At 64.1% G+C, this 20,019-nt stretch carries 18 protein-coding genes; 11 read left to right on the top strand and 7 right to left on the bottom strand.

Annotation, left to right across the window (positions count from 1 at the left end; translation table 11 throughout):
• Window positions 1–284: 284 nt before the first annotated feature.
• A complete protein-coding gene (queA, locus tag QZ269_RS02890; RefSeq protein ID WP_291424119.1) occupies window positions 285–1,373 on the bottom strand; it encodes a tRNA preQ1(34) S-adenosylmethionine ribosyltransferase-isomerase QueA in 1,089 nt (362 codons plus the stop codon).
• Window positions 1,357–1,920 (bottom strand): NYN domain-containing protein, encoded by a 564-nt coding sequence (locus QZ269_RS02885; protein WP_291424117.1) that lies wholly within the window; start codon window positions 1,918–1,920, stop codon window positions 1,357–1,359. Before QZ269_RS02885 ends, queA begins: the two co-directional genes overlap by 17 nt.
• A 413-nt stretch (window positions 1,921–2,333) precedes the next feature.
• On the opposite strand from QZ269_RS02885, the gene QZ269_RS02880 reads away from it, so the two are divergent.
• Together QZ269_RS02880 and QZ269_RS02875 are read left to right on the top strand one after the other, a co-directional pair.
• On the top strand, window positions 2,334–3,626 hold the full coding sequence (locus QZ269_RS02880) for an HD domain-containing protein (protein WP_291424115.1): 1,293 nt from the start codon (window positions 2,334–2,336) through the stop codon (window positions 3,624–3,626).
• A gap of 193 nt (window positions 3,627–3,819) precedes the next feature.
• Window positions 3,820–5,271 (top strand): glycoside hydrolase family 13 protein, encoded by a 1,452-nt coding sequence (locus QZ269_RS02875; protein WP_291424113.1) that lies wholly within the window; start codon window positions 3,820–3,822, stop codon window positions 5,269–5,271.
• 160 nt (window positions 5,272–5,431) lie between these two features.
• Here QZ269_RS02875 and QZ269_RS02870 read toward each other — a convergent pair whose 3' ends face one another.
• Both QZ269_RS02870 and pgeF read right to left on the bottom strand, forming a co-directional pair.
• Window positions 5,432–5,932, bottom strand: coding sequence for a YqeG family HAD IIIA-type phosphatase (locus tag QZ269_RS02870; protein WP_291424112.1), 501 nt, complete (start codon window positions 5,930–5,932; stop codon window positions 5,432–5,434).
• Window positions 5,929–6,684: a peptidoglycan editing factor PgeF gene (gene pgeF / locus QZ269_RS02865; protein ID WP_291424110.1), complete on the bottom strand. Its 756-nt coding sequence runs from the start codon at window positions 6,682–6,684 to the stop codon at window positions 5,929–5,931. Before pgeF ends, QZ269_RS02870 begins: the two co-directional genes overlap by 4 nt.
• Before the next feature lie 192 nt (window positions 6,685–6,876).
• On the opposite strand from pgeF, the gene dusA reads away from it, so the two are divergent.
• The 7 genes from dusA to QZ269_RS02830 all read left to right on the top strand — a co-directional run bounded on the left by dusA (window position 6,877) and on the right by QZ269_RS02830 (window position 13,341).
• On the top strand, window positions 6,877–7,875 hold the full coding sequence (gene dusA, locus QZ269_RS02860) for a tRNA dihydrouridine(20/20a) synthase DusA (RefSeq protein WP_291424108.1): 999 nt from the start codon (window positions 6,877–6,879) through the stop codon (window positions 7,873–7,875).
• Between the two features lie 128 nt (window positions 7,876–8,003).
• A complete protein-coding gene (topA, locus tag QZ269_RS02855; RefSeq protein ID WP_291424106.1) occupies window positions 8,004–10,919 on the top strand; it encodes a type I DNA topoisomerase in 2,916 nt (971 codons plus the stop codon).
• A gap of 2 nt (window positions 10,920–10,921) precedes the next feature.
• Window positions 10,922–11,590, top strand: coding sequence for a hypothetical protein (locus QZ269_RS02850; RefSeq protein WP_291424104.1), 669 nt, complete (start codon window positions 10,922–10,924; stop codon window positions 11,588–11,590).
• Window positions 11,591–11,593: 3 nt separating this feature from the next.
• The gene (locus tag QZ269_RS02845; RefSeq protein WP_291424102.1) at window positions 11,594–11,935 is read left to right on the top strand and encodes a hypothetical protein; all 342 of its coding nucleotides are present in this window, start codon (window positions 11,594–11,596) and stop codon (window positions 11,933–11,935) included.
• A gap of 33 nt (window positions 11,936–11,968) precedes the next feature.
• Window positions 11,969–12,316 carry a hypothetical protein gene (locus tag QZ269_RS02840; protein WP_291424099.1) on the top strand — a complete coding sequence of 116 codons (348 nt, stop codon included), beginning with the start codon at window positions 11,969–11,971 and terminating at the stop codon, window positions 12,314–12,316.
• A gap of 49 nt (window positions 12,317–12,365) precedes the next feature.
• Window positions 12,366–12,788, top strand: a complete 423-nt coding sequence (locus QZ269_RS02835; RefSeq protein ID WP_291424097.1) for a hypothetical protein — start codon at window positions 12,366–12,368, stop codon at window positions 12,786–12,788.
• A 40-nt stretch (window positions 12,789–12,828) separates the two neighbouring features.
• A complete protein-coding gene (locus tag QZ269_RS02830; protein WP_291424095.1) occupies window positions 12,829–13,341 on the top strand; it encodes a homoaconitate hydratase in 513 nt (170 codons plus the stop codon).
• A gap of 41 nt (window positions 13,342–13,382) precedes the next feature.
• Here QZ269_RS02830 and QZ269_RS02825 read toward each other — a convergent pair whose 3' ends face one another.
• Window positions 13,383–13,748 (bottom strand): hypothetical protein, encoded by a 366-nt coding sequence (locus QZ269_RS02825; protein ID WP_291424093.1) that lies wholly within the window; start codon window positions 13,746–13,748, stop codon window positions 13,383–13,385.
• A 185-nt stretch (window positions 13,749–13,933) separates the two neighbouring features.
• On the opposite strand from QZ269_RS02825, the gene QZ269_RS02820 reads away from it, so the two are divergent.
• Window positions 13,934–14,875: a DUF1517 domain-containing protein gene (locus tag QZ269_RS02820; protein WP_291424132.1), complete on the top strand. Its 942-nt coding sequence runs from the start codon at window positions 13,934–13,936 to the stop codon at window positions 14,873–14,875.
• Window positions 14,876–14,879: 4 nt separating this feature from the next.
• Here the strand turns inward: QZ269_RS02820 and lysA are convergent, their stop codons facing one another.
• On the bottom strand, window positions 14,880–16,016 hold the full coding sequence (gene lysA, locus QZ269_RS02815) for a diaminopimelate decarboxylase (RefSeq protein ID WP_291424092.1): 1,137 nt from the start codon (window positions 16,014–16,016) through the stop codon (window positions 14,880–14,882).
• A gap of 157 nt (window positions 16,017–16,173) precedes the next feature.
• On the opposite strand from lysA, the gene mnmA reads away from it, so the two are divergent.
• Window positions 16,174–17,307 carry a tRNA 2-thiouridine(34) synthase MnmA gene (mnmA, locus tag QZ269_RS02810; RefSeq protein WP_291424089.1) on the top strand — a complete coding sequence of 378 codons (1,134 nt, stop codon included), beginning with the start codon at window positions 16,174–16,176 and terminating at the stop codon, window positions 17,305–17,307.
• A 345-nt stretch (window positions 17,308–17,652) separates the two neighbouring features.
• Here the strand turns inward: mnmA and recG are convergent, their stop codons facing one another.
• Window positions 17,653–19,995 (bottom strand): ATP-dependent DNA helicase RecG, encoded by a 2,343-nt coding sequence (recG, locus tag QZ269_RS02805; RefSeq protein WP_291424087.1) that lies wholly within the window; start codon window positions 19,993–19,995, stop codon window positions 17,653–17,655.
• Window positions 19,996–20,019: the final 24 nt, after the last annotated feature.

Below are 20,019 nucleotides of genomic sequence, written 5' to 3'. Positions count from 1 at the left end.
GGGTTTGGGCGCTTTTCCCAGAGCCATGTCACTGGAGCCAGGAACTCCTTACTCCGCTGCCGAGCAGAAATTTACGTTACCCAGCCGACCCTGATACTCAATTCCACTCTGGGCGTAAGGAGATCTGAGACACCAGCGGGCAACTACATTCTTGGTCAGAGCGGCACCCAGGAAGGGGCCTGACCGCTGTCTTGGTCAAAGCGGCACCCGTGAAGGGGCCTGACCGCTCCCGATTGCGGGCAGAATTGAGCGCAGTCCGGATCAGTGGTCACCCAGCACTCACCTCAACCCTGACCCCCAGCCCGTTGATTTTCCAGCAGCATCGCGTCGCCCAGCGAATAAAAACGGTAGTTCTGCGCCAGGGCCGCTGCATACGCTGACCTGACCGTGTGCTCGCCCGCGAAGGCCGCCACCAGCAAAAGCAGGGTGCTCCCCGGCAGGTGCAAGTTGGTAATCAGCAGGTCGGGCACGTTAACGGGCGTGCCCGGTGTGATGAAAATGCGGGTGTCGCCCTCGCCCGCCCCGACCTGCTGGCCGTCCCAGGCGCTTTCCAGCGTGCGGATGGTGGTGGTGCCCACGGCCACGACGCGGCGGCCCTCGCGGCGGGCACGGTTGATCGCTTCAGCCGTCTGCGGGCTGACCGAGTAGCGCTCAGCGTGCATAACGTGTTCGGAGACTGGCCCGGTAATGGGTTTGAAGGTTCCGGCTCCCACATGTAGGGTTACGCTGGCCTGCTCCACGCCCATGCCGCCCAGCTTGTGCAGCAGCTCAGGCGTAAAGTGTAGCCCGGCAGTCGGCGCGGCCACGCTGCCGGGGGTGCGGGCATACACCGTCTGGTAGCGTTCGCGCCACACCTCATCCGAGTCACCGGCCTCGATGTAGGGTGGCAGTGGCAGGCGCCCGATGTCGCCCAGGTGAGGCTTGATGTCGTGCTCGAAGCGAAGCAGCCGCGCCCCGTCGTCCAGAACTCCGACGATTTCGGCGCGGTGTTCGGCTAGATAAAGCTCGTGGCCCGCACGCTTCGCCGGTTTCAGGTAGGCGCTCCAGACGTTCGCTTCTTCCTCGCGCAGCAGCAGCACCTCGATCTGGCCGCCGCCCTGCCCGGCAATAACTGGTTTGCGGGCCAGCACGCGGGCTGGAATCACGCGCGACTCGTTGAACACCAGCAGGTCGCCGGGGCGCAGCAGCGACGGCAAGTCGTAGAAGTGGTGGTGCTGGACAGGGCCGTGCCAGTTGTGTTTGCCGACCACCATCAGCCGCGAGTGGTCGCGTGGCTCGGCCCCGGTCTGGGCGATGCGCCCAGGTGGCAATTCAAAGTTCAGCCGCGTCAGAACGTCGTCGGCACCCGTCAGAGGCTCAGGGCTGCTCTTCATCAGCGGGCGTCTTTCCGTTTTTCGAGACGCGGGCGGGCATCAGCCCTTCTTCGATGTCAGGCAGGTGAGTGAACCGGTCGCAGGCGTCGATCAGATCCTGGCTGGTGTGCTCACGAAACGCGATGACCTCGACCCGTTTGCCGCGCTCCTGCAAGACTTCCACGATGTCGGTAAAGTCGCCGTCGCCGCTGCCCAGCACGATCACGTCCATGTGGTCTAGCATCCGGAACATGTCGGCCACCATGCCCATATCCCAGTTGCCGCTGTAGATCGGTTTTCCGCCGTCGGTGACGTGATGCACCGTCAGGTTCATGCGCCGCACCTTGAAGCCCAGCGTGGACAGTTTGTAGATGAAGGGCCGCGCTGTGCCCTCGCCCTCGCGCTCGACGGTGTAGCTGATGGCGTGAACCAGTTCGCGCTGGGCGGTGGCGTAATTTAAAATGGTCTCGAAGTTGACGGTGCGCTCCAGCAGGTCGCGGGCGCTGTGATACAGGTTCTGGGTATCGATAAAAACGCCCACACGGGGTCGGTGAACAACGTATTGCATTGACTTTCTCCTGTTGTGGTGAGACTCAAAAGGACTTGCTGGGGTGGGTGCCAAAAGTACGTCCGGTTTATAACGCCTGAACAGTGTATAGCCTGTCAGCGGCTGGTCTTGTCCGGCGGCTATGCAGGCGCATTGAGCACGGGCTGCCCCCAGCCAAAACTACGCCAGAAAGCTTACGCCCCACGCTAGTGCTTGCGCTTATACGGGAGTGCGAGCGGCAGCTTGACCGCGTGGCTCGGGTTGGTCTCCGACTCACCTTAGAGCATTTTGCAAAAAGAGGGTGCTCTTTTGACCATCTTTTTGCCGAGTGGAACGAGTAAGAAAGAGTAGGACGTAGAATGAAGGGGGCGGCGGTGTTGTTCAGGCGTGCCCATCGTTCGGAAAACTGCTCTAAGTTCTTATAACATTCCCGCATGTTCCGCCGCCCGCCCCTGCCAGATTTCCCGCCGGGTGGCCTGCTGGTAGGCGGCGCGGCCCGCGACTGGCTGCGCGGCGTGACCCCCAGGGATTTTGACTGGGCCGTTCCCGACCCGGCGGCGGCAGCCCGGCAACGGGCAGAGGGCACCGGCGGCGCAGTGTTTCCCCTGGACGCCGAGCGCGGCTACTGGCGGGTCAGTGCGCCGGGTGGCGTGCAGCACGATTTTGTGCCGTTGCCCCCGGATATCGCTGACGACCTGCTGCGGCGCGATTTCACCGTGAATGCCCTGGCGCTCACTGCCGGGCGAGAGGTCATCGACCCGGCGGGAGGAGGGGCCGACCTAAGGGCGAAGCGGCTGCGGATGGTGCGCCCTGAAAACCTCCGGGCCGACCCGTTGCGGGCGTGGCGTGCGGCGCGGCTTAGCGTGACGCTGGGCTTTTCACTGGCCCCGGCTACCGCGCACGAGGTCCAGCAGGTCGCCGCCGCGCTGGCTGCCGGAACGCTGGCTGTCCCTGCTGCCGAGCGCGTTCGTGATGAGGTGCAGACGTTACTGGCGCATCCTTTAGCCGCTCACGGCATTCAGCAACTTGAAGACTTGGGCCTGCTGGCGCTCACGGTTCCCGAACTCCGCGCGGGCCGGAGCCTTACGCAGGGCGGGTTTCACCATCTGGACGTGTACGGGCACAGCCTGGAGGCGCTGCACCAGCTGATTGCCCGGCAGCCGCACGCCAGCCTACCGCTGCGCTGGGCGGCGCTGCTGCACGACATCGGCAAGCCGCCGACTGCCGCCACCGACCCGGATACGGGACGCCGCACATTTTACGGTCACGACAAGGTGGGGGCCAAGCTGACGTACCGGATTCTGACCCGCCTCAAGCTGCCAGCGGGCGAGATTGCCCACGCTTCCAGACTGGTCGGGGCGCACATGCTGCCGCTCCCTGCCAATGCAAAGGAGGCCCGGCGCTTTGTTCACCGCCGCCGTGAGCTGTTGCCCGATCTGCTAAGCGTAATGCTCGCTGACCGCGAAGCCGCCCGTGGCCCCGCCAGTACGCCCGCCAGCCGCTACGCCTACGCCCTGGGCATGGAGCGCGTGCTGGCCGCGTTGGAGGAGCAGCCCTCCGCGCCCGCGCCGCTGCTGACCGGGCAGGAAATCATGGAACTGCTGGGGCTGGAACCGGGGCCGGGGGTCGGGCAGGCCGTTCGCGCCCTGGCAGAAGCGGCGGCGACCCACGAAGTCAGTGACGCGCAGGGGGCGCGGGCCTTTTTGAAGGCGTGGGCGCGGGGCTAAGCGGACGGCCTGTGGCGGGGTCTTTGTGGGTGTTACGGACTTTCGCTTAATTCCGCCACATGCAGGAAAGTTACAGCTGCGCGTATCCGAAGAAGAGCCCCCCGAATCCGCTCTGCGGCCCAGCTTTGCAAGTCGCACCGAGTCTAAAAGTGCCGAAGTCACCCGGAAGTCGTATGGGGTATGCTGCCCCGCGATGACGCCGGACGCCTCCCTTTCCCCGCAGACCCCCGACTGGGTCAAGGACGCCGTGTTCTACCAGATTTTCCCCGACCGCTTTGCCCGCTCAGGGCGCGTCGGCGGCATGAACTTGCAACCCTGGGGCGAGGCCCCCACCTTTCACAAGTACATGGGCGGCGACCTGTGGGGCGTGCTGGACAAACTCGACCATATCCAGAGTCTGGGCGTGACGGCCATCTATTTTTGCCCGGTGTTTCAGTCGGCCAGCAACCACCGCTACCACACCCACAACTACTATGAGGTCGATCCCATGCTGGGCGGCAACGAGGCGCTGCGGGCACTGGTCGATGCCTGCCACGTTCGCGGCCTGAAAGTGGTGCTTGACGGCGTGTTCAACCATGCCAGTCGGGGGTTTTTTCAGTTCAATGACCTGTTGGAGCAGGGGCCGGACAGTGCCTACCGCGACTGGTTTCATGTCGAGGCCTGGCCGCTGCAACCCTACGACGACACCCGGCCTGCCAATTACGTGTCGTGGTGGGGCAACCGGGCACTGCCCAAGTTCAACACGGGGCATCCCGGCGTGCGCGATTTTCTGTGGGACGTGGCCGAACACTGGATTAGGTTCGGCATCGACGGCTGGCGGCTGGACGTGCCTAACGAGATCGACGACGACAGCTTCTGGCAGGAATTTCGCCGCCGGGTCAAGGGCCTGAACCCCGACGCCTACATCGTGGGCGAAATCTGGGGCGACGCCGGGCGCTGGTTGCAGGGTGATCAGTTCGACGCCGTGATGAACTACCACTTCGCGCGTTCCTGTCTGGCGTTTTTCGGGGCGAACATGCTGGATCATCCCATGAACGAGCGCAGCGGCGTGGGCCGCGTCGAGTCGATGAACGCCGAGACTTTTGCTGCCCGCATGGTCGAGGTAACGCAGATGTACCATCCCGAAGTGGTCAGCGTCCAGCTTAATCTGCTTGATTCACACGACACCGCCCGCTACCTTAGCGCGGTGGGCGGCGACCGCAGCGCCTTCCGGCTGGCGACCATCTTTCAGTTCACCTACCTGGGAACGCCCTGTATCTATTACGGCGACGAGATCGGTCTGCCCGGCGGCCCCGACCCCGATTGCCGCCGCGCCTTTCCCTGGGACGAAGCGCAGTGGGATCACGACACCCTGAACCTCATTCGTACCCTGACGGCGGCTCGACACGCCAGCCGCGCCCTGCAACGGGGCAGTTTCGAGGTATTGCACGCCCAGGCTGAGGAGCTGGTGTATGCCCGCAAACATAATTCGGGTGCGGCTTACGTCGCCATGAACACCGCCCCCGAGCCGCGTGAGCTTCCGTCTAGGGGTGTGCAGCCGGGGCGCTACCGCGACGTGCTCAGTGGGCAAACGGTCGAGGTAGGGGAGAACACCACGCTGCCCGTGCCGGGGCGCTGGGCTGTGGTGCTGGTCGCCTCCGACTGAAGGCTGTACGGACTGAGGGCTACTTAGAGCAGTTTGCAAAAAGACGGTGCTCTTTTGACCATCTTTTTGCCGAGTAGAACGAGTAAACAAGAAAGAGCAGGACGTAGAATGAAGGGGGCGGCGGTGTTTTTCCGACGTGCCCATCACTCGGAGAACGGCTCTAATACTCCCACTCGTGCCCGTAACGCCGCAGCACCAGCTTTTCCAGCTTGCGGGCCACGCGGGTGTGCGGCAGCGCATTGACCACTAGCGGATGCACCAGAATGGTGTGCAGCCCGGCCAGATTGCCGCCCAGCACGTCGGTAAACACCTGATCGCCGACCATGCCGACTTGCGGCGTCTCCAGCTTCAGTTTCTTCACTGCGCGTAGGTAGACGCGTGGATTGGGTTTTCCGGCCATGCCCACGCCGCTGAAGCCCAGCCGCTCCAGCCAGAAGGCGGCGCGTTTGCCGGTAGCGTTGCTGAGCAGGTACAGCCCGATCCCCGCGCCGCGCAGCTCGGCGGCCCAGGCAAGCATGTCCTGGGCTTCCTCGTAGCTGCCGTAGGGCACCAGCGTATTGTCGAGGTCAAGCAGCAGCCCGCGCAGGCCCCGCGCCGCCAGGAATTCGGGGGTAATCTGTGAGAGGTGCGTGATGACGTCGTCAGGGCGCAGCACGCTCACGCCGCCCCTCCTGCGGTTGGCGCTTCCGGCAGGCCGATCACCGCCCACATCCGCCCCGTTGTGCCACGGTCGCGCCGAAACGAGTAGAAGTCGGCCTCGGTGCTGCACCGCCCGCTGACCCAGATGTCTTGTACGCCCGCTTCCCGCAGCACGGCGCGGTTGGCCCCGGCCAGATCAAGGTGAACGCGGCCACTGACGTTGAGCACGAACTCGCCCAGCCCCGCCTGCGTGAACTGCGCCGCCACATCGGGGCCGACCTCGTAACGCTCGGCGCAGATGCCGGGGCCGACAGCGGCGTGAATCCGTTCGGGGCTTGCTCCTAGCCGGGTCATCGCCCGCACCGTTTTTTCGGTGATGCGGCCCAGCGTGCCCTTCCAGCCCGCGTGCGCCGCGCCAATCACGCCTGCTTGCGGCTCGGCCAGCAGCAGCGGGTAGCAGTCGGCGGTACCGATGGCGAGCAGTACGCCTGGCGTGGCCGTCACCAGGGCGTCGCCGGTCCAGTGGCCGGGGTGTTCGGCCAGGGTGACGTCGGTGCCGTGTACCTGGGTCAGGCGGGCCACCTGCCCGGCGCGGAAGCCCAGCGCCCCGGCCAGTTGCTCGCGGTTACGGGCCACCACAGCCGGGTCGTCCTCGCGGTCGTCCAGATTCAGGCCCGCGTAGGCCCCCGCCGAAAAGCCACCTGCGCGGGTCGAAAAGGCGTGGGGCAGGGTCAGGTTGGGCGCGTGCAGCAGCGCGAGGTCGGCAGTGGTCATGGGGCTAGTTATACGGCTTCGGGTGTGGGTGTAGCTCGCAGAAAAGGGGGCATGAGCGGCACGGTAAAAACGACTCTCCTTGCCATCCCATTTTGGTGGGGCATATCCCTGTGTCGCGGTGTCGCTGCACCCCGCGTCGCGCGCCGCCATTCCGTTTTGCCAGGCGGTGCGCCTGCGCTAGACTGACCCGTTATGACCGCCCTGCCCCCGCCCCACACCCTTTCGGTCGCGCCCATGATGGACTGGACGGACAGGCACTGCCGCGTGTTTCACCGCACCCTGACAAAACGCACGCTGCTGTACACCGAAATGGTGACCACCGGGGCCATTTTGCGCGGCGATCAGGAACGGCACCTGGGCTATGACCCCGCCGAGCACCCTGTGGCCCTGCAACTTGGCGGCAGTGACGCGGCGGCGCTGGCCGAATGCACCCGAATCGCCACACAGTACGGCTACGACGAAGTGAATCTGAATTGCGGCTGCCCCAGCGACCGCGTGAGCAGCGGCCAGTTCGGGGCCTGCCTGATGGGAACGCCAGACACCGTGGCCCGCGCTGTCGAGGCTATGCGGGGGGCGACCCACCTGCCCGTGACTGTAAAGCACCGCATCGGCATAGACGACCTGGACAGTTACGAGCACCTCACGCACTTTGTCAAAACGGTGGAAGCGGCAGGCTGCGACACTTTCATCGTGCACGCCCGCAAAGCGTGGCTCAGCGGCCTCTCACCCAGAGAGAACCGCGAGGTTCCGCCGCTGCGCCATGACGTGGTGAGGCAGCTCAAGGCCGATTTTCCTCACCTGACCACCGTGCTTAATGGGGGCCTCCTGAACCTCGAGACTGCTGCTGGTGCTCTGGCCTGGGCCGACGGCGCCATGATCGGTCGGGCCGCCTACCAGGAGCCTTACATCCTGGCCGCCGCCGACCGCGACATTTTCGGTCAGGACACGTCGCCGGTCACGCGCCGGGAGGCCATCGAAGCCTTCTTGCCCTACGTCGCTGCGCAACTGGAGCGTGGTCAGCCGCTTAACCGCATGCTCAGGCACACGCTGGGCCTGTTTGCCGGTCAGCCGGGCGCACGTCACTGGAAGCGCACGGTTTCCGAGCAGGGACATCAGCCGGGGGCCGGGCTGGAAGTGGTCAGGGCAGCGCTGGCGGGCGTGCCGGACGAGGTGCTCGACGACCGCCCCTGACCCGTCACGAAGGACGGGGTCACTTGTCTTTAAAGTTGCCCTTGCCCGGACTGGAAGCTATGGTTCCATGAACGGATCAGGGGCCGTGCTACGCTCCACCTTGACTTAACGTTTCAGGAGTTGCCCCTATGCCCAAGACCCTCGTCATTGTAGAATCTCCCGCCAAAGCCCGTACCATCGAGAAATATCTCGGCAAGGGCTATACCGTCGAGTCGTCTATCGGGCATATCCGGGACCTGCCTAAAAGTGCCGCCGACATCCCCGAAAAGTACAAGGGACAGGCCTGGGCGCGGCTTGGCCTGGACGTTGAACATGATTTTCAGCCGCTGTATGTGGTGTCGCCCGAAAAGAAGGCGCACGTCGCCAAGCTCAAAAAGATGGCCCAGGACGCCGACGAAATTATTCTGGCGACCGACGATGACCGTGAGGGTGAGAGCATCGCCTGGCACCTGTATCAGGAGCTGAAGCCCAAGGTGCCGGTCAAACGCATGGTCTTTCACGAGATCACCAAGGAAGCCATTCAGGCCGCGATTGCTGCGCCGCGCCAGATTGACACCAATCTGGTCGAGGCGCAGGAAACGCGCCGTGCCCTAGACCGTCTGTACGGCTACGAGGTCAGTCCGGTTCTCTGGAAAAAAGTGGCCCCCAAGTTGTCGGCGGGCCGCGTACAATCGGTGGCAACCCGGATGCTGGTCGAGCGCGAGCGCGAGCGGATGCGCTTTGTCAGTGCCGACTGGTGGGACCTGCTGGTGCAGGCTATGACCGCAGACGGCCACTTTTTTCCGGCTCGCCTGACCGACGTTAGTGGCCCCGACGGCCAGTTGCAAAAGCTGGCGGTGGGCAAGGACTTCGATTCGCTGACCGGCAAGCTTAAAGGCGGCGCGAACGTGCGCCTGTTGGCCGAGGCCGAGGCCAGAGCCTTGGCCGGGGGGCTGACTGGGCAACCACTCACCGTGACCTCCGCCGAGGAAAAGCCGTTTACGCAGCGTCCGTACCCGCCGTTCATCACGTCTACGTTGCAGCAAGAAGGCAGCCGCAAACTGGGCTTCGCGGCCACGCGCACCATGCGGGCGGCCCAGCGGCTCTACGAGGGCGGGTACATCACCTATATGCGCACCGACAGCACCAACCTCAGCACCGAGGCGGTCACGGCTTCGCGCCAGCAGGTCGAGCAGATGTACGGCAAGCCTTTCTTGTCGCCGCAGCCGCGCGTGTACTCCAAGAAGGCTAAAAATGCCCAGGAGGCGCACGAGGCGATTCGTCCGGCGGGCAGTACCTTTCGCACGCCCGACCAGTTGCGCGGCGAACTGAGCGGCGATGAGTGGCGCCTGTACGACCTGATCTGGAAGCGTACAGTTGCCTGCCAGATGGCCGATGCACGGGGCCGTAGCCTGCGTGTGCGCCTGGGCGCAAAAGCCACCTCTGGCGAGGAAGTGCAGCTCAGCGCCTCGGGCCGCACCATTGATTTCCCCGGCTTCCTGCGGGCCTACGTAGAGGGCAGCGACGACCCCGCCGCCGCGCTGGAAGACCGCGAAACGCCGCTGCCCCCGCTGAAGCAAGGCGAGCGCGTGACCGCCGATTCGGTCAAGCCCGAGGGCCATGAAACCCAGCCGCCCGCCCGCTACACCGAAGCCAGTCTGGTGCAGGCGCTTGAAGGCGCGGGGATTGGTCGCCCCAGCACGTATGCCAGTATTCTGGGCACCATTCAGGCCCGGGGCTACGCGACCAAAAAGGGGCAGGCGCTGGTGCCTTCGTGGACGGCGTTTGCTACCTCTGCGCTGCTGGAGCATCACTTCGGGCAGCTGGTGGACTACGACTTTACGGCCAAGATGGAAGAAGACCTCGACGAGATCGCGGGCGGGCGCGAGCACCGGGTGCCGTATCTCAAACGCTTTTATCTGGGCGACGCCGGACAGGGGATGGCCCTTAAACCCACCATCGACCGCCAGATGGGCGAGATCGACGCACGCGGAATTGCCACCATCAAGGTGCCCCGGCTGGAGGGCAGCGGCATAGAGGTGCGGGTGGGGCGCTACGGCCCGTACATGGAACGCGGCGAGAGCAAGGCCAACCTTCCCGAGGACCTGGCCCCCGACGAACTGACTGCCGAAAAAGCCGAGGAGATCATGAGCCGCCCCAGTGGTGACCGTGAGCTGGGCACCGATGAAGCGACCGGGCAGCCGGTGGTCGCCCGCGCCGGGCGCTACGGCCCTTACGTGACGCTGGGCGCGGAGAACCCGCCGATTCGCACGGCGAGCCTGTTTCCCACCGACGACCTGAACACGTTGACGCTGGAACGTGCCCTGCAATTGCTCTCGCTGCCGCGTCTGGTGGGCACCAGCGAGGGCGAGGAAGTCTGGGCTTACAACGGCAAGTACGGCCCGTACATCAAGCGTGCCAATGACAGCCGCAGCCTGACCAGCCACGAGGACCTGTTTAATATCGGTATCAACGAGGCCCAGGCGCTGTTCATGCAACCGCGCTTTGGCCGGGGCCGCACGCCCGCCCCGCCCCTGAAAACCTTCGAGTACGAGGGCCGCGCTGCCATTTTGCTCAAGTCGGGTCGCTTCGGGCCTTACCTGACCGACGGCGAGAAAAACGCCACCCTCCGCAAAGGCGAATCCGAGGACAACCTGAACGCCGACCGCGCCCTGGAAATTCTGGAGGAGCGCGGCAAAGAGCCGCAGAAGAAGCCGGGCAAGGCTAGCCCGCGCAAGGCGGCAGCCAAAGCCCCGGCCAAAACTGCGGGCAAAGCGGGCGCGAAAACGGCGACCAAGAAGGCGGCGACTAAAAAGGCTCCGGCCCAGAAAACACCGACTCAGAAAGCCGCAGCCAAAGCGCCCGCCAAAGCCGCCCTCACCTGGGCCGAGTTGAAGCCGTACGTCGGCGTGCTGAGCGAACAGGAACGCGCCCTGGTGACCGCCACCCGCGAACAGGGCCGCAAGGTAGAAGAAGTCGCGCCCGAGCTGGGGCTGGACGTGAAAAAGGCGAAGGGTATGGCCCTGCAGGCGAGTAAAAAGCTGAATCAGGCGGCGCGGGGCTGAGCATGCGCCCCTGGATGCTGACGGCTCCCGAGTACCGGCCTTCGGACGAAGAAATTAAACGATTTGCAGAGGCTTTAGCCGGACTTAACCCCGCGCTTTTGCCCCCGCAGACGCCGAAATGGGTCTTTCTGCGCTGGCTGAGTGAGAAAGGGTATTTGCTGCACGGTTCCCAGCAGCCAAGTATCAGCGAGTTTGAGCCGCGCACGCCTCACGACCTCAGCGGCGACGAATTCAGCAGCTGCACGGGCGTTTTTGCCGCCTCAGAGGGCCTGTGGGCGATGATGTACGCTCTGCGTGGGCCACAAGTCAAACGCATGGTCAACGCAGCGTTACAGCTTCGGCAGGCTTCGGGCCTGAGCGACCCCTATTACTTTCTCTCGCTGGCCCCGCGTGAAACATCCCCGGAGAGTGGGCGCGACCTGATGGCCCCTGGTGTCGTTTATGTCTTGCCCAGCGCGGGCTTTGAGCCGATGCCCGAATACGACTGGCCGGGACTGGGGCAGGTGCTGGAGCCGCAGTGGATTTGTCCCCACGCGGTTAAGCCACTTTTCGCCGTTCCAGTCACGTCCAACGATTTCCCCTTGCCGGTGCGCCTGCATGATGCTGACACTGTGGATGCCCGCTGCGCCGCCGACCCCTGGGGCTTTCCCTGGCTGGCGGATGATAATTAACGGATGGCCCACCAACCCCCACCCCGCCAGCCCCAGTCCCGCCAACCCCAGCCCCGCCAACCCCGCCCTCCTGCGCCCCCACCTCTGCATCTTATTCGCCTGGCCCAGGGTTCGCCCGGCGAGTGGGTCACGCTGCCGGGCGCGGCGGGGCGGGTCATTGGGCTGGCGGCCAAACTTCAGCGCCAGAGCGCTCACGGCTGGCTGCTGTGCCTAAAAGGTGAAGCGGTGATCGACCTGCCCGGCGGCGATTTCGTGCGTCTGCGCGTGGGCGAGGGCTTTTTGCTGGTGACGCAGTGGGACGCCCTAGCCACACGCGACGGCACGGTGCTGGCGCTGTTCGGCTGATGGCGAGGCTGGTTTAATGTGGGGGCCGGGCTAATGGCTGGACTGGCCTTCATCGTCTGTGAGGCGCTGGAAGCGGGCGAGTGGCAGGCCGAGGCGCGGTTTCTGGTGCGTAGTGGCCGGGGCTTGCAGGGACTGTTACAGCAGGCGGGACTAGATGGGCGCGGGCTGCCGCCGGACGCCAGTGCCACCGTTCAAACGGATTTGCTATTCGAGGAAGGCGCGGTTAGTGACGCGACTTTCGTGACCTTCAGCGAATTGCCGCTTCTGACCGTTCACGCCGCGCTGGGCGATTACCCGCGTCTGGCCGCCTGGGACGGCTTTATGCGTGGTCTAGAGCACTCGGGGCGGCGCTCCAGGCTGGTCGTCTGGTTCGTATGGTAAGCGGGTGCGCGGGTCTGTCTGTCGCCTATCATCTATCATCCATCTCGCTATGCCTCTTGGTGACCCGCCCAACTACAGCACGCCGCGCACGCTCGGGCTGGCGCTGGTCAGTATGTTGGGCGCACTGGCCCACTTTGCACTGGGAGCCGCCGAATACACGCGCATCGGGCGCTACGAGGGTCTGTTCGAGATGATTCTGGCCGGGCTGCTGCTGGTGTACGGTGTGCTGACTATTATCCGGTTTTTTGAAGCTCAGGACGCGCTGAGCGATCCGCGACCGCGCACGCCCATGTACGCGACGCCGCACGAATGGCTCACGTTTTATGTGGGTCTGGGGTTCAACGTCAGCCTAGCGCTGGTCAGTCTGTTCTGGGGGCTGCGCGGCGAACTCCTGCCCTGGCACGCGCTGGCCGCGCTGATCAACCTGTTCGGGGCTTATCTGGCCTGGCAGAGCAAACCGCAGCCGGACTAGCGGGCCACACGCTACGCGGGAAGGGTGGCACAATAGAGGCATGTCCAGAGTCTGGAAATTTGGCGACAGCGTGAACACCGACGACATCCTGCCGGGCAAGTTTGCCCCCTTCATGGCGGGGGAGGACGTGTTTCAGACCTTTGCCTTCCATTACATCCGCCCCGAATTCGCGGGCGAAGTCAGGCCCGGCGACGTGCTGATCGGCGGCAAGAACTGGGGCCTAGGCAGCAGCCGCGAGTACGCGCCGCAGGCCCTTAAAAAGCTTCAGATCGGCGCGATCATCGCCCCGAGCTTTGCCCGGATTCATTACCGCAACCTGCTTAATCTAGGGATTCCGGCCTTTACCTATGATCTCACTGGGCTGCTGGAAGACGGCGACGAGGTGCAGCTCGACATCAATTCGGGCGTGCTCAACTATACCGCTCAGACCGGGCAAGCCCGAACCGTGCAATTGCCGCCGCCCCCTGAATTTCTGCGCGAGGCCCTGGCGGAAGGCAGCATCCTGGCTTTCTTCAAAAAGCATGGGCGCTTTCCGGGTGAAAAAGTCGGCTGAGTTTGGGCGGGCGTCAGGGCAGCAGCGTTCAGCCAGGCAGCCTAGGCAAGTAACTTGAGGTGCCGGGCCAGTTCGCTGGTCAAAATCCATTCTTCCGGCTCGTCCGTTCCGGTGACCCGGAGCAGCACACAGCCCCGGCTGAAGTAGAACGCCTTGATCTTGTTCCAGGCGTCTTCTTCGCTGTCGGCGGTTTCGTCGATGTCTTCCAGGGTGCCCCACAGGTCGCCGTCGACCTCGCCGCTTTGCAGGGCTTCGGCGTGGGCGCTGAGGGTGTAGGCGTCGACTGTTTCGTCTCGCCTGTAGTGCTGGCCTTCCACGCGGAAAGCGAGCCGGTGGTCGCGCTCGTACAGCTGCTCCTGAAGGGCCTGCCACTGCGCGGCTGTTATCTGAATAGTCGGTTCGGTCATACGGGCAGTCTAGAGCAGCCCTTATGCAACCAAGAGGCTGGTTTCATCTGGGAACCTTGCCAGGACTCGGCCCGTAGACTGGGGTGAATATGCAGCGTCTTACTCAACCCCGACAGCGTCCCGCTCCTTTCTCCCGGCGCCGTGGTCTGCGCGGCCTGCTGACCCTGGGCCTGGCGGGCCTGCTGATGACAGGCTTCAGCGCCGAACTGTCCGGGTACCCCACGTTGGTCGGCAGCAGCGCCTCGGCGCAGTCGGGCGGCGGCTTTGGCGGCAGCAGCCACAGCAGCGGCAGTTCCGGGGGTGGGTATTCGGGCGGCAGCAGTCGCGGTGGCGGCAGTTATGGTGGGGGCTACGGCGGCGGCTACAGCAGCGGCCCGATTATCATTAACAGCGGCGGCTATGGGGGCGGGTATTACGGCGGCGGGGGCGGCCTGGGCATCGTGCCACTCCTTATTTTCGGTGTGGTGATTTTTATGGTGGTCGGCGGCCTGCGCCGCAGCATGAGCGGGGGCGGTGGTGGCCGCGGCATTGGCAACCTGCCCAACAGCGATCTCAGCGGCACCGCCCAGGCAGTCAGCGTGCAGATTCTTATGGCGCAGGGCGACGAGGTCAAGGCGGCGCTGCAACGGGTGGCCCAGGCTGGCGACCCCGACACCAACGCGGGCCTGGCACGCATGCTTCAGGAAGCCGCGCTGGTGGCCCTGCGCCACCCTGAACGCTGGGTATACGGCAACGTCGAGCGGGCGCAGGGCGCGGCGAGTGCTACCGACACTCAGGTGGGCAGCTGGGCCACCGAGGCGCGGGCCGCCTTTACCGAGCAGACCACCAGCAACTATCAGGACAACGACCCCAACAGCGGGTATGCCCACCATGATTACACCTATAAGAAAGACATCGGCGACCTGTATCTGGCCGTGACCATTGCGGTGGCCGCGCACTCGCTGAACAATCTGCCCCCCGCCGGAGCGACTACCGCTGCCGAGGCCCGCGCCGCCCTGAGCGCCATCAGCAGCGTCAACCCCGACGACCTGATCCGCGCCGAGGTGATCTGGAGTCCCGATGCCGAGGGTGAATTCCTCTCGGAAGATGAGGCGATTCAGAAGTATCCGAAGCTCAGCAAGCTCTAGCCCGTTACAGTTCCGTCTGCCAGATATCTTGCACAGTCTCCCGCCTGCGGATCAACTGCCAGTCCTGGTTGTCCCACAGCACCTCGGCGGGGCGGGGACGGGTCAGGTAGGTGCTACTCATAGCTGCGCCGTAAGCTCCGGCCTCGGCAATGGCCAGCAGGTCGCCGCGTTCCGGCGTAGACAGGGTCACGTCACGGGCCAACAGGTCGCCACTTTCGCAGGCGGGGCCAGCGATGTCCCACACGTCTGTCTGTTTGCCTTCCCAGAGAGGCCTAACCGGATGCTCCGCGCCGTACATCATCGGGCGAATCAGTTCGGTCATTCCGGCGTCTACCAGGCAAAAGTTGCGCCCGGTGCGTTTGGTGCCCACCACCTGGGTCAGCAGTGTTCCCGCAGTGGCGACCAGATAGCGGCCCGGCTCTACCCACAACTCTGCGCCAAAGTGTTCGGCAGCGGCCCTGGCCTCATGCGCGATACCGTGCAGGTCGGCGTCCAGGCCCCAGCCGCCGCCCACGTCAAGCACCTGCACGCTTCCGGTTGTCGCCCGCAGTTCGGCCAGCCTTTCAAACGCCGCCGTGAAGTCGTTGGCGTCTCTAATCGCGCTGCCGATATGAACATGTAGCCCCAGAGCAGCGTGCCCGGCACTTTGCAAGGCCGCCAGCACCGCCGGGGCCTGTTCCAGTGTCACGCCGAATTTGCTGGCCTTTGACCCGGTGGCCAAGTGGTCATGCGTGCTGATGCTCAGCGCCGGATTGACCCTTACTAGCGCCCGTGAGCCGGGAGGCAGCAGCCCGACTTCCTCAGCGCGGTCAACGATAAAGGTCGCGCCCAGCCGTGCGCCCGTTGCGTACTCGCTGTCCGACTTGGCGGGGCCGTTGACCAGCAGGCGCTCGCCCGGCACGCCCAAATGTTCGGCCCGCGCCAGTTCGCCGGGGCTGACGCACTCGAAGCCCACGCCCGCCGCCGCCAGGCGCGTCAGCAGGTGCATGTTGGGGTTGGCCTTCATGGCGTAGAAGATCCTGGCCTGGGCAAAAGCGCTTTGCACCCGCCCCAGGGCGGCGTCCAGTTCGGCAGCGTCATAAACGTAGAGCGGCGTGCCGAAGCGTTTGGCAGCGGTCTGGAGCAAGTCGGCGGAGAGCATCGCTACGCACTCTAGAGGCTGGCGGCTGTTGCGGGGAAGAGCGTGGGGCAAACAAGGGCGCCTGGGTTATTCCGTAGTTTGTAAGAGCACTAGGCGGACACATCTGCGGACATATCTCACGTTTGGCCCGACATCATACCTGTTATGCTTGGGCGCTATGACTGCGCCTGCCACGATCTCTACCTCAGCCGTGACCCCGCCCCAGGGTGAGCGGGTGCTGTGCGCCATGTCGGGTGGCGTGGACAGCAGCGTGACCGCCTCGCTGCTCAAGGAACAGGGCTATCAGGTGATTGGCGCGATGATGCGGTTCTGGCCCGACGACAAGAAGCAAGACACCTTTGAAAGCTGCTGCTCGCCCGACGCTGCCTACGAGGCCCGCCGCGTGGCCGAGCAGGTGGGCGTGCCGTTTTACCTGCTGGACTACCGTGAGCAGTTTCAGCGGCACATCGTGGGGCCATTTATTGAGGAGTACGCGCATGGGCGCACGCCCAATCCCTGCGTGAATTGCAACACCAAAGTCAAGTTTGACGAACTGGTGAAAAAGGCCAGGATGCTGGGCTGCAAATATGTCGCCACCGGGCATTACGTCAAGCGGGTGGAAAATGAGCGCGGCGAGGTAGAGTTTCACCGGGGCGATGACCCGCGCAAAGACCAGACCTACTTTCTGTGGGGCACCCCCCGCGACGCGCTGCCTTACATCCTGTTTCCGGTAGGCGAACTGGAAAAGCCACGTGTGCGCGAAATCGCCGCCGAGCGTGGCCTGCTGACAGCGCAGAAGGCCGAGAGCCAGAACATCTGCTTTGTACCGGGTAAACTCTCTGATTTCGTGGCGACGCATTTGCCCCAGGCCACCGGAAAAATCCGCGAGATCAAAACCGGGGAAGTGGTGGGGGAGCATCTGGGTACGCAGTTTTACACGCTGGGTCAGAAAAAGGGTCTGGGCCTGTTCCAGACGCATAAGGTGCGGCATGTGGTTCACCTCGACCCCGCCAGCAACACCGTCTGGGTGGGCGATTACGAAGACTGCCTGTGGCCTGGGCTAAAGGCCGCAGCTGCCAATTACCTGATTGACCTAGCCGAGTTGCCGCGTGAACTGGATGTTCAGGTGCGCTACCGCACTACGCCCGTCAAGGCCCGCGTGATTCACGTTGACGAGCGCGGCTTTGAGCTTGAGTTTGCCGAGCCGCAGTTTGCCATAGCTCCGGGCCAGAGCGCGGTGCTGTACGCCGGGCCAAAGCTGCTGGGCGGCGGCCTGATTGAAGACCATGTGCGGGAATTGCCGCAGGGGTAGGGTGTCTGGTCTACTCTGGGCCTTGTTGCCGAAATTGCACGGCCCCCTGAACGGGGCGCGTTCCTGGGTTGTCTTTAGAGCAGTGTTCCGAATGATGGGCACGTCGGAACAACACCGCCGACCCCTTTATACGGATTCCGCTAAATTCCGCCACAGTCGGAAAATCGCCGTCTGTGGCTCTATACCGCGAAACCCGTATGCTGTTCCTACTCACATCCGCTCGGATTGATTCAGAACTGCACCGAATCAATCGGAATCCGTATTATTCTCCGTCCTGCTCTTTTTTTCACTCGTTCCACTCGGCCAAAAGAGGGTCAAAAGAGCACCGTCTTTTTGCAAAATGCTTTAAATCACCTCTCTATACGCCACACTCGAACTCCGGTTTTGCAGTTCCGACCTTAAATACTGCAAACGCGGGTGCTCCAGCCGGGGGTCGTTAGCCAGAATGTGCTTGGCCAGTTCCCGCGCCTGCACAATAATTTCTTCGTCGTTGGCAAGGTCGGCCAGCCGCAAGTCGGGAATGCCGCTCTGGCGGGTGCCGCGAATCTCGCCGGGGCCGCGCAGCTTGAGGTCGGCCTCGGCAATCACAAAGCCGTCGGTGCTGCCCTCGATGATTTTTAATCTCTTGCGGGTTTTCTGGCTGTGTTCGCCCGCAATCAACAGACAGTAACTCTGGTGCGCCCCGCGCCCGACCCGCCCGCGCAACTGGTGTAACTGCGCCAGGCCAAAGCGTTCGGCGTTCTCGATCACCATCACGGTAGCGTTCGGTACGTCCACGCCGACCTCGATAACGGTGGTGCTCACCAGAATGTCGAATTCCCGCGTCCGGAACCGCTCCATCACGTCATCCTTCTCGGCAGCCGCCATCTTGCCGTGCAGCAGGTCTATGCGGGCCTCGGGCAAAATCGTCTTCAAATCCTCGGCCAACTGGGTGGCGGCCAGCAGTTCCAGGTTCTCGTTTTCCTCGATGAGCGCGGTAACCGCATACGCCTGGCGCCCCTGGCGAATCTGGCCCATCACGAAGCCGTAAGCCTGCTGCCGGAAGTTGTCCTGAATCAGCTTGGTCTCGATAGGCGTGCGCCCCGGCGGCAACTCGTCGATAACACTGAGTTCCAGGTCGCCGTAAGCTGTCAGTGCCAGCGAACGCGGAATAGGCGTGGCCGACATCACCAGCACGTCGGGGCGACTCGCCAGCAGCCTGCGCCGCTGCTGCACGCCGAAGCGGTGTTCCTCGTCAACCACTGCCAGCCCCAGGTTGTCCCACTGCACATTTTCCTGAATAAGCGCCTGGGTGCCCACCACGATGTCTACGTCGCCCTCGGCAATCCGGGTTTGCATTTCCAGCTTGGTTTTCGGGGTCATGGCCCCAATCAGCAGGCCCACCCGCACGTCCAGCCCGCTCAGATACCCGCTGAGGCTGGCGTAGTGCTGCCGCGCCAGAATCTCGGTGGGGGCCATCAGCGCCCCCTGGTAGCCGTCGCGCACGGCCAGATACAGCGCACAGGCAGCTACGGCGGTTTTGCCGCTCCCCACGTCGCCCTGCACCAGCCGGGCCATTTGCTGGTCGCTACGCATGTCGTCGGTGATTTCCAGCAGGACGCGGCGCTGGGCGTTCGTGAAGCGGAAAGGCAGCGCGGCCTCAAAGGTGTTGATGTCGTCGCCACGCGCCTCAAAGCGTTTGCCTTGCAGCACAGCGTCTTCACCTTGCAGCAGCATCCGCAGTTCTAAAAACAGGTATTCGTCGAAGCGCAGGCGGTGATTGGCGCGGGCCAACTGCGCCTCGTCGGACGGAAAATGGATGCCCCACAACGCGTCGCCCAGGTCGGTCACGCTGTATTTTTTGCGCCAGTGCACCGGCAGATAATCGTCCAGCGGGGCCGAGCGCAAAGCGGCGTACGCGACCCTGCGTAAAAACTCCTGCGAAATCCCTTCCTTGCTGTCGTACACGCCTACAATTCGGCCTGTGCTCAGGCTTTCGCTGGCCTTGTCCACCGTTTCCAGGTGCTCTACGCCCAGCTGCACACTGCGCCCGAACTTCTTGACGCGGCCCGTCAGAACCAGCCTCGCGCCCTCGCGCAGCTGTTTTTCCACCCAGGGCTGGTTGAACCAGGTGGCCTTGACGCGCCCACCACTGGGTGTTTCCAGCACGATTTCGATAATCAGCATCCCCGGCTTGGGGCTGCGGCGGTGCTTACTGACCACCGTGCCCTGCACCGTGACTTTCTGGCCTTCTTCCACTTCCGAGAGGTCGGGCTGAGCGCGGCGATCCTCATGGCGGTGCGGGTAGGCGTGCAGCACGTCGCGCAGGGTGTGCAGGCCCAGCGTAGACAGTTTGCGGGCGCCGCCGGGGCCGGTGTCCAGCCGCTCCAGAGGGGCGTCTAGTGCCAGGCGTTCGCCGGGGGCGGGGGTAAGGGGGGCGACCCAGTGGGCGGTGGGCGGTGGGCGCTGCGCGGGTTTCTGGTCGTCACCCAGCAGCTTTAAGGCGCCGCGTAAAGCTTCGGCGCGGGCTTCGGTGTCCATCTCGCCGTAGCCTTGCAAGGCCTCACGCACCTTCGGAAAGGGGTTGGCTAACGGCCCGGCCAGCAACCTGTCTACGCCCCCCGCCACCACGCGGTTCTGGCAGCCGCCCGCCAGTTCAGCGGCGAGGGGCCGCCGCAACCTTTCTTGTAATTCCTGAACCGTCGCCATTACGCGTGCAGCATAACAGGACAA

The organism is Deinococcus sp. (genome assembly GCF_018260405.1).
Taxonomy (GTDB): Bacteria; Deinococcota; Deinococci; order Deinococcales; family Deinococcaceae; genus Deinococcus.
The sequence above is the reverse complement of the archived record's forward strand: the minus strand, read 5'-3'. Positions and strand labels throughout refer to the sequence as shown.

What these genes read in the sequence shown, in the direction of transcription:
- QZ269_RS02885 (WP_291424117.1), bottom strand. Translation starts at nt 1,920, where the DNA reads ATGCAATACGTTGTTCACCGACCCCGTGTGGGCGTTTTTATCGATACC.
- QZ269_RS02845 (WP_291424102.1), top strand. Translation starts at nt 11,594, where the DNA reads ATGGCCCACCAACCCCCACCCCGCCAGCCCCAGTCCCGCCAACCCCAG.
- dusA (WP_291424108.1), top strand. Translation starts at nt 6,877, where the DNA reads ATGACCGCCCTGCCCCCGCCCCACACCCTTTCGGTCGCGCCCATGATG.
- recG (WP_291424087.1), bottom strand. Translation starts at nt 19,995, where the DNA reads ATGGCGACGGTTCAGGAATTACAAGAAAGGTTGCGGCGGCCCCTCGCC.
- pgeF (WP_291424110.1), bottom strand. Translation starts at nt 6,684, where the DNA reads ATGACCACTGCCGACCTCGCGCTGCTGCACGCGCCCAACCTGACCCTG.
- QZ269_RS02825 (WP_291424093.1), bottom strand. Translation starts at nt 13,748, where the DNA reads ATGACCGAACCGACTATTCAGATAACAGCCGCGCAGTGGCAGGCCCTT.
- QZ269_RS02830 (WP_291424095.1), top strand. Translation starts at nt 12,829, where the DNA reads ATGTCCAGAGTCTGGAAATTTGGCGACAGCGTGAACACCGACGACATC.
- QZ269_RS02840 (WP_291424099.1), top strand. Translation starts at nt 11,969, where the DNA reads ATGGCTGGACTGGCCTTCATCGTCTGTGAGGCGCTGGAAGCGGGCGAG.
- QZ269_RS02875 (WP_291424113.1), top strand. Translation starts at nt 3,820, where the DNA reads ATGACGCCGGACGCCTCCCTTTCCCCGCAGACCCCCGACTGGGTCAAG.
- lysA (WP_291424092.1), bottom strand. Translation starts at nt 16,016, where the DNA reads ATGCTCTCCGCCGACTTGCTCCAGACCGCTGCCAAACGCTTCGGCACG.
- queA (WP_291424119.1), bottom strand. Translation starts at nt 1,373, where the DNA reads ATGAAGAGCAGCCCTGAGCCTCTGACGGGTGCCGACGACGTTCTGACG.
- QZ269_RS02835 (WP_291424097.1), top strand. Translation starts at nt 12,366, where the DNA reads ATGCCTCTTGGTGACCCGCCCAACTACAGCACGCCGCGCACGCTCGGG.
- QZ269_RS02850 (WP_291424104.1), top strand. Translation starts at nt 10,922, where the DNA reads ATGCGCCCCTGGATGCTGACGGCTCCCGAGTACCGGCCTTCGGACGAA.
- mnmA (WP_291424089.1), top strand. Translation starts at nt 16,174, where the DNA reads ATGACTGCGCCTGCCACGATCTCTACCTCAGCCGTGACCCCGCCCCAG.
- topA (WP_291424106.1), top strand. Translation starts at nt 8,004, where the DNA reads ATGCCCAAGACCCTCGTCATTGTAGAATCTCCCGCCAAAGCCCGTACC.
- QZ269_RS02880 (WP_291424115.1), top strand. Translation starts at nt 2,334, where the DNA reads ATGTTCCGCCGCCCGCCCCTGCCAGATTTCCCGCCGGGTGGCCTGCTG.
- QZ269_RS02820 (WP_291424132.1), top strand. Translation starts at nt 13,934, where the DNA reads ATGACAGGCTTCAGCGCCGAACTGTCCGGGTACCCCACGTTGGTCGGC.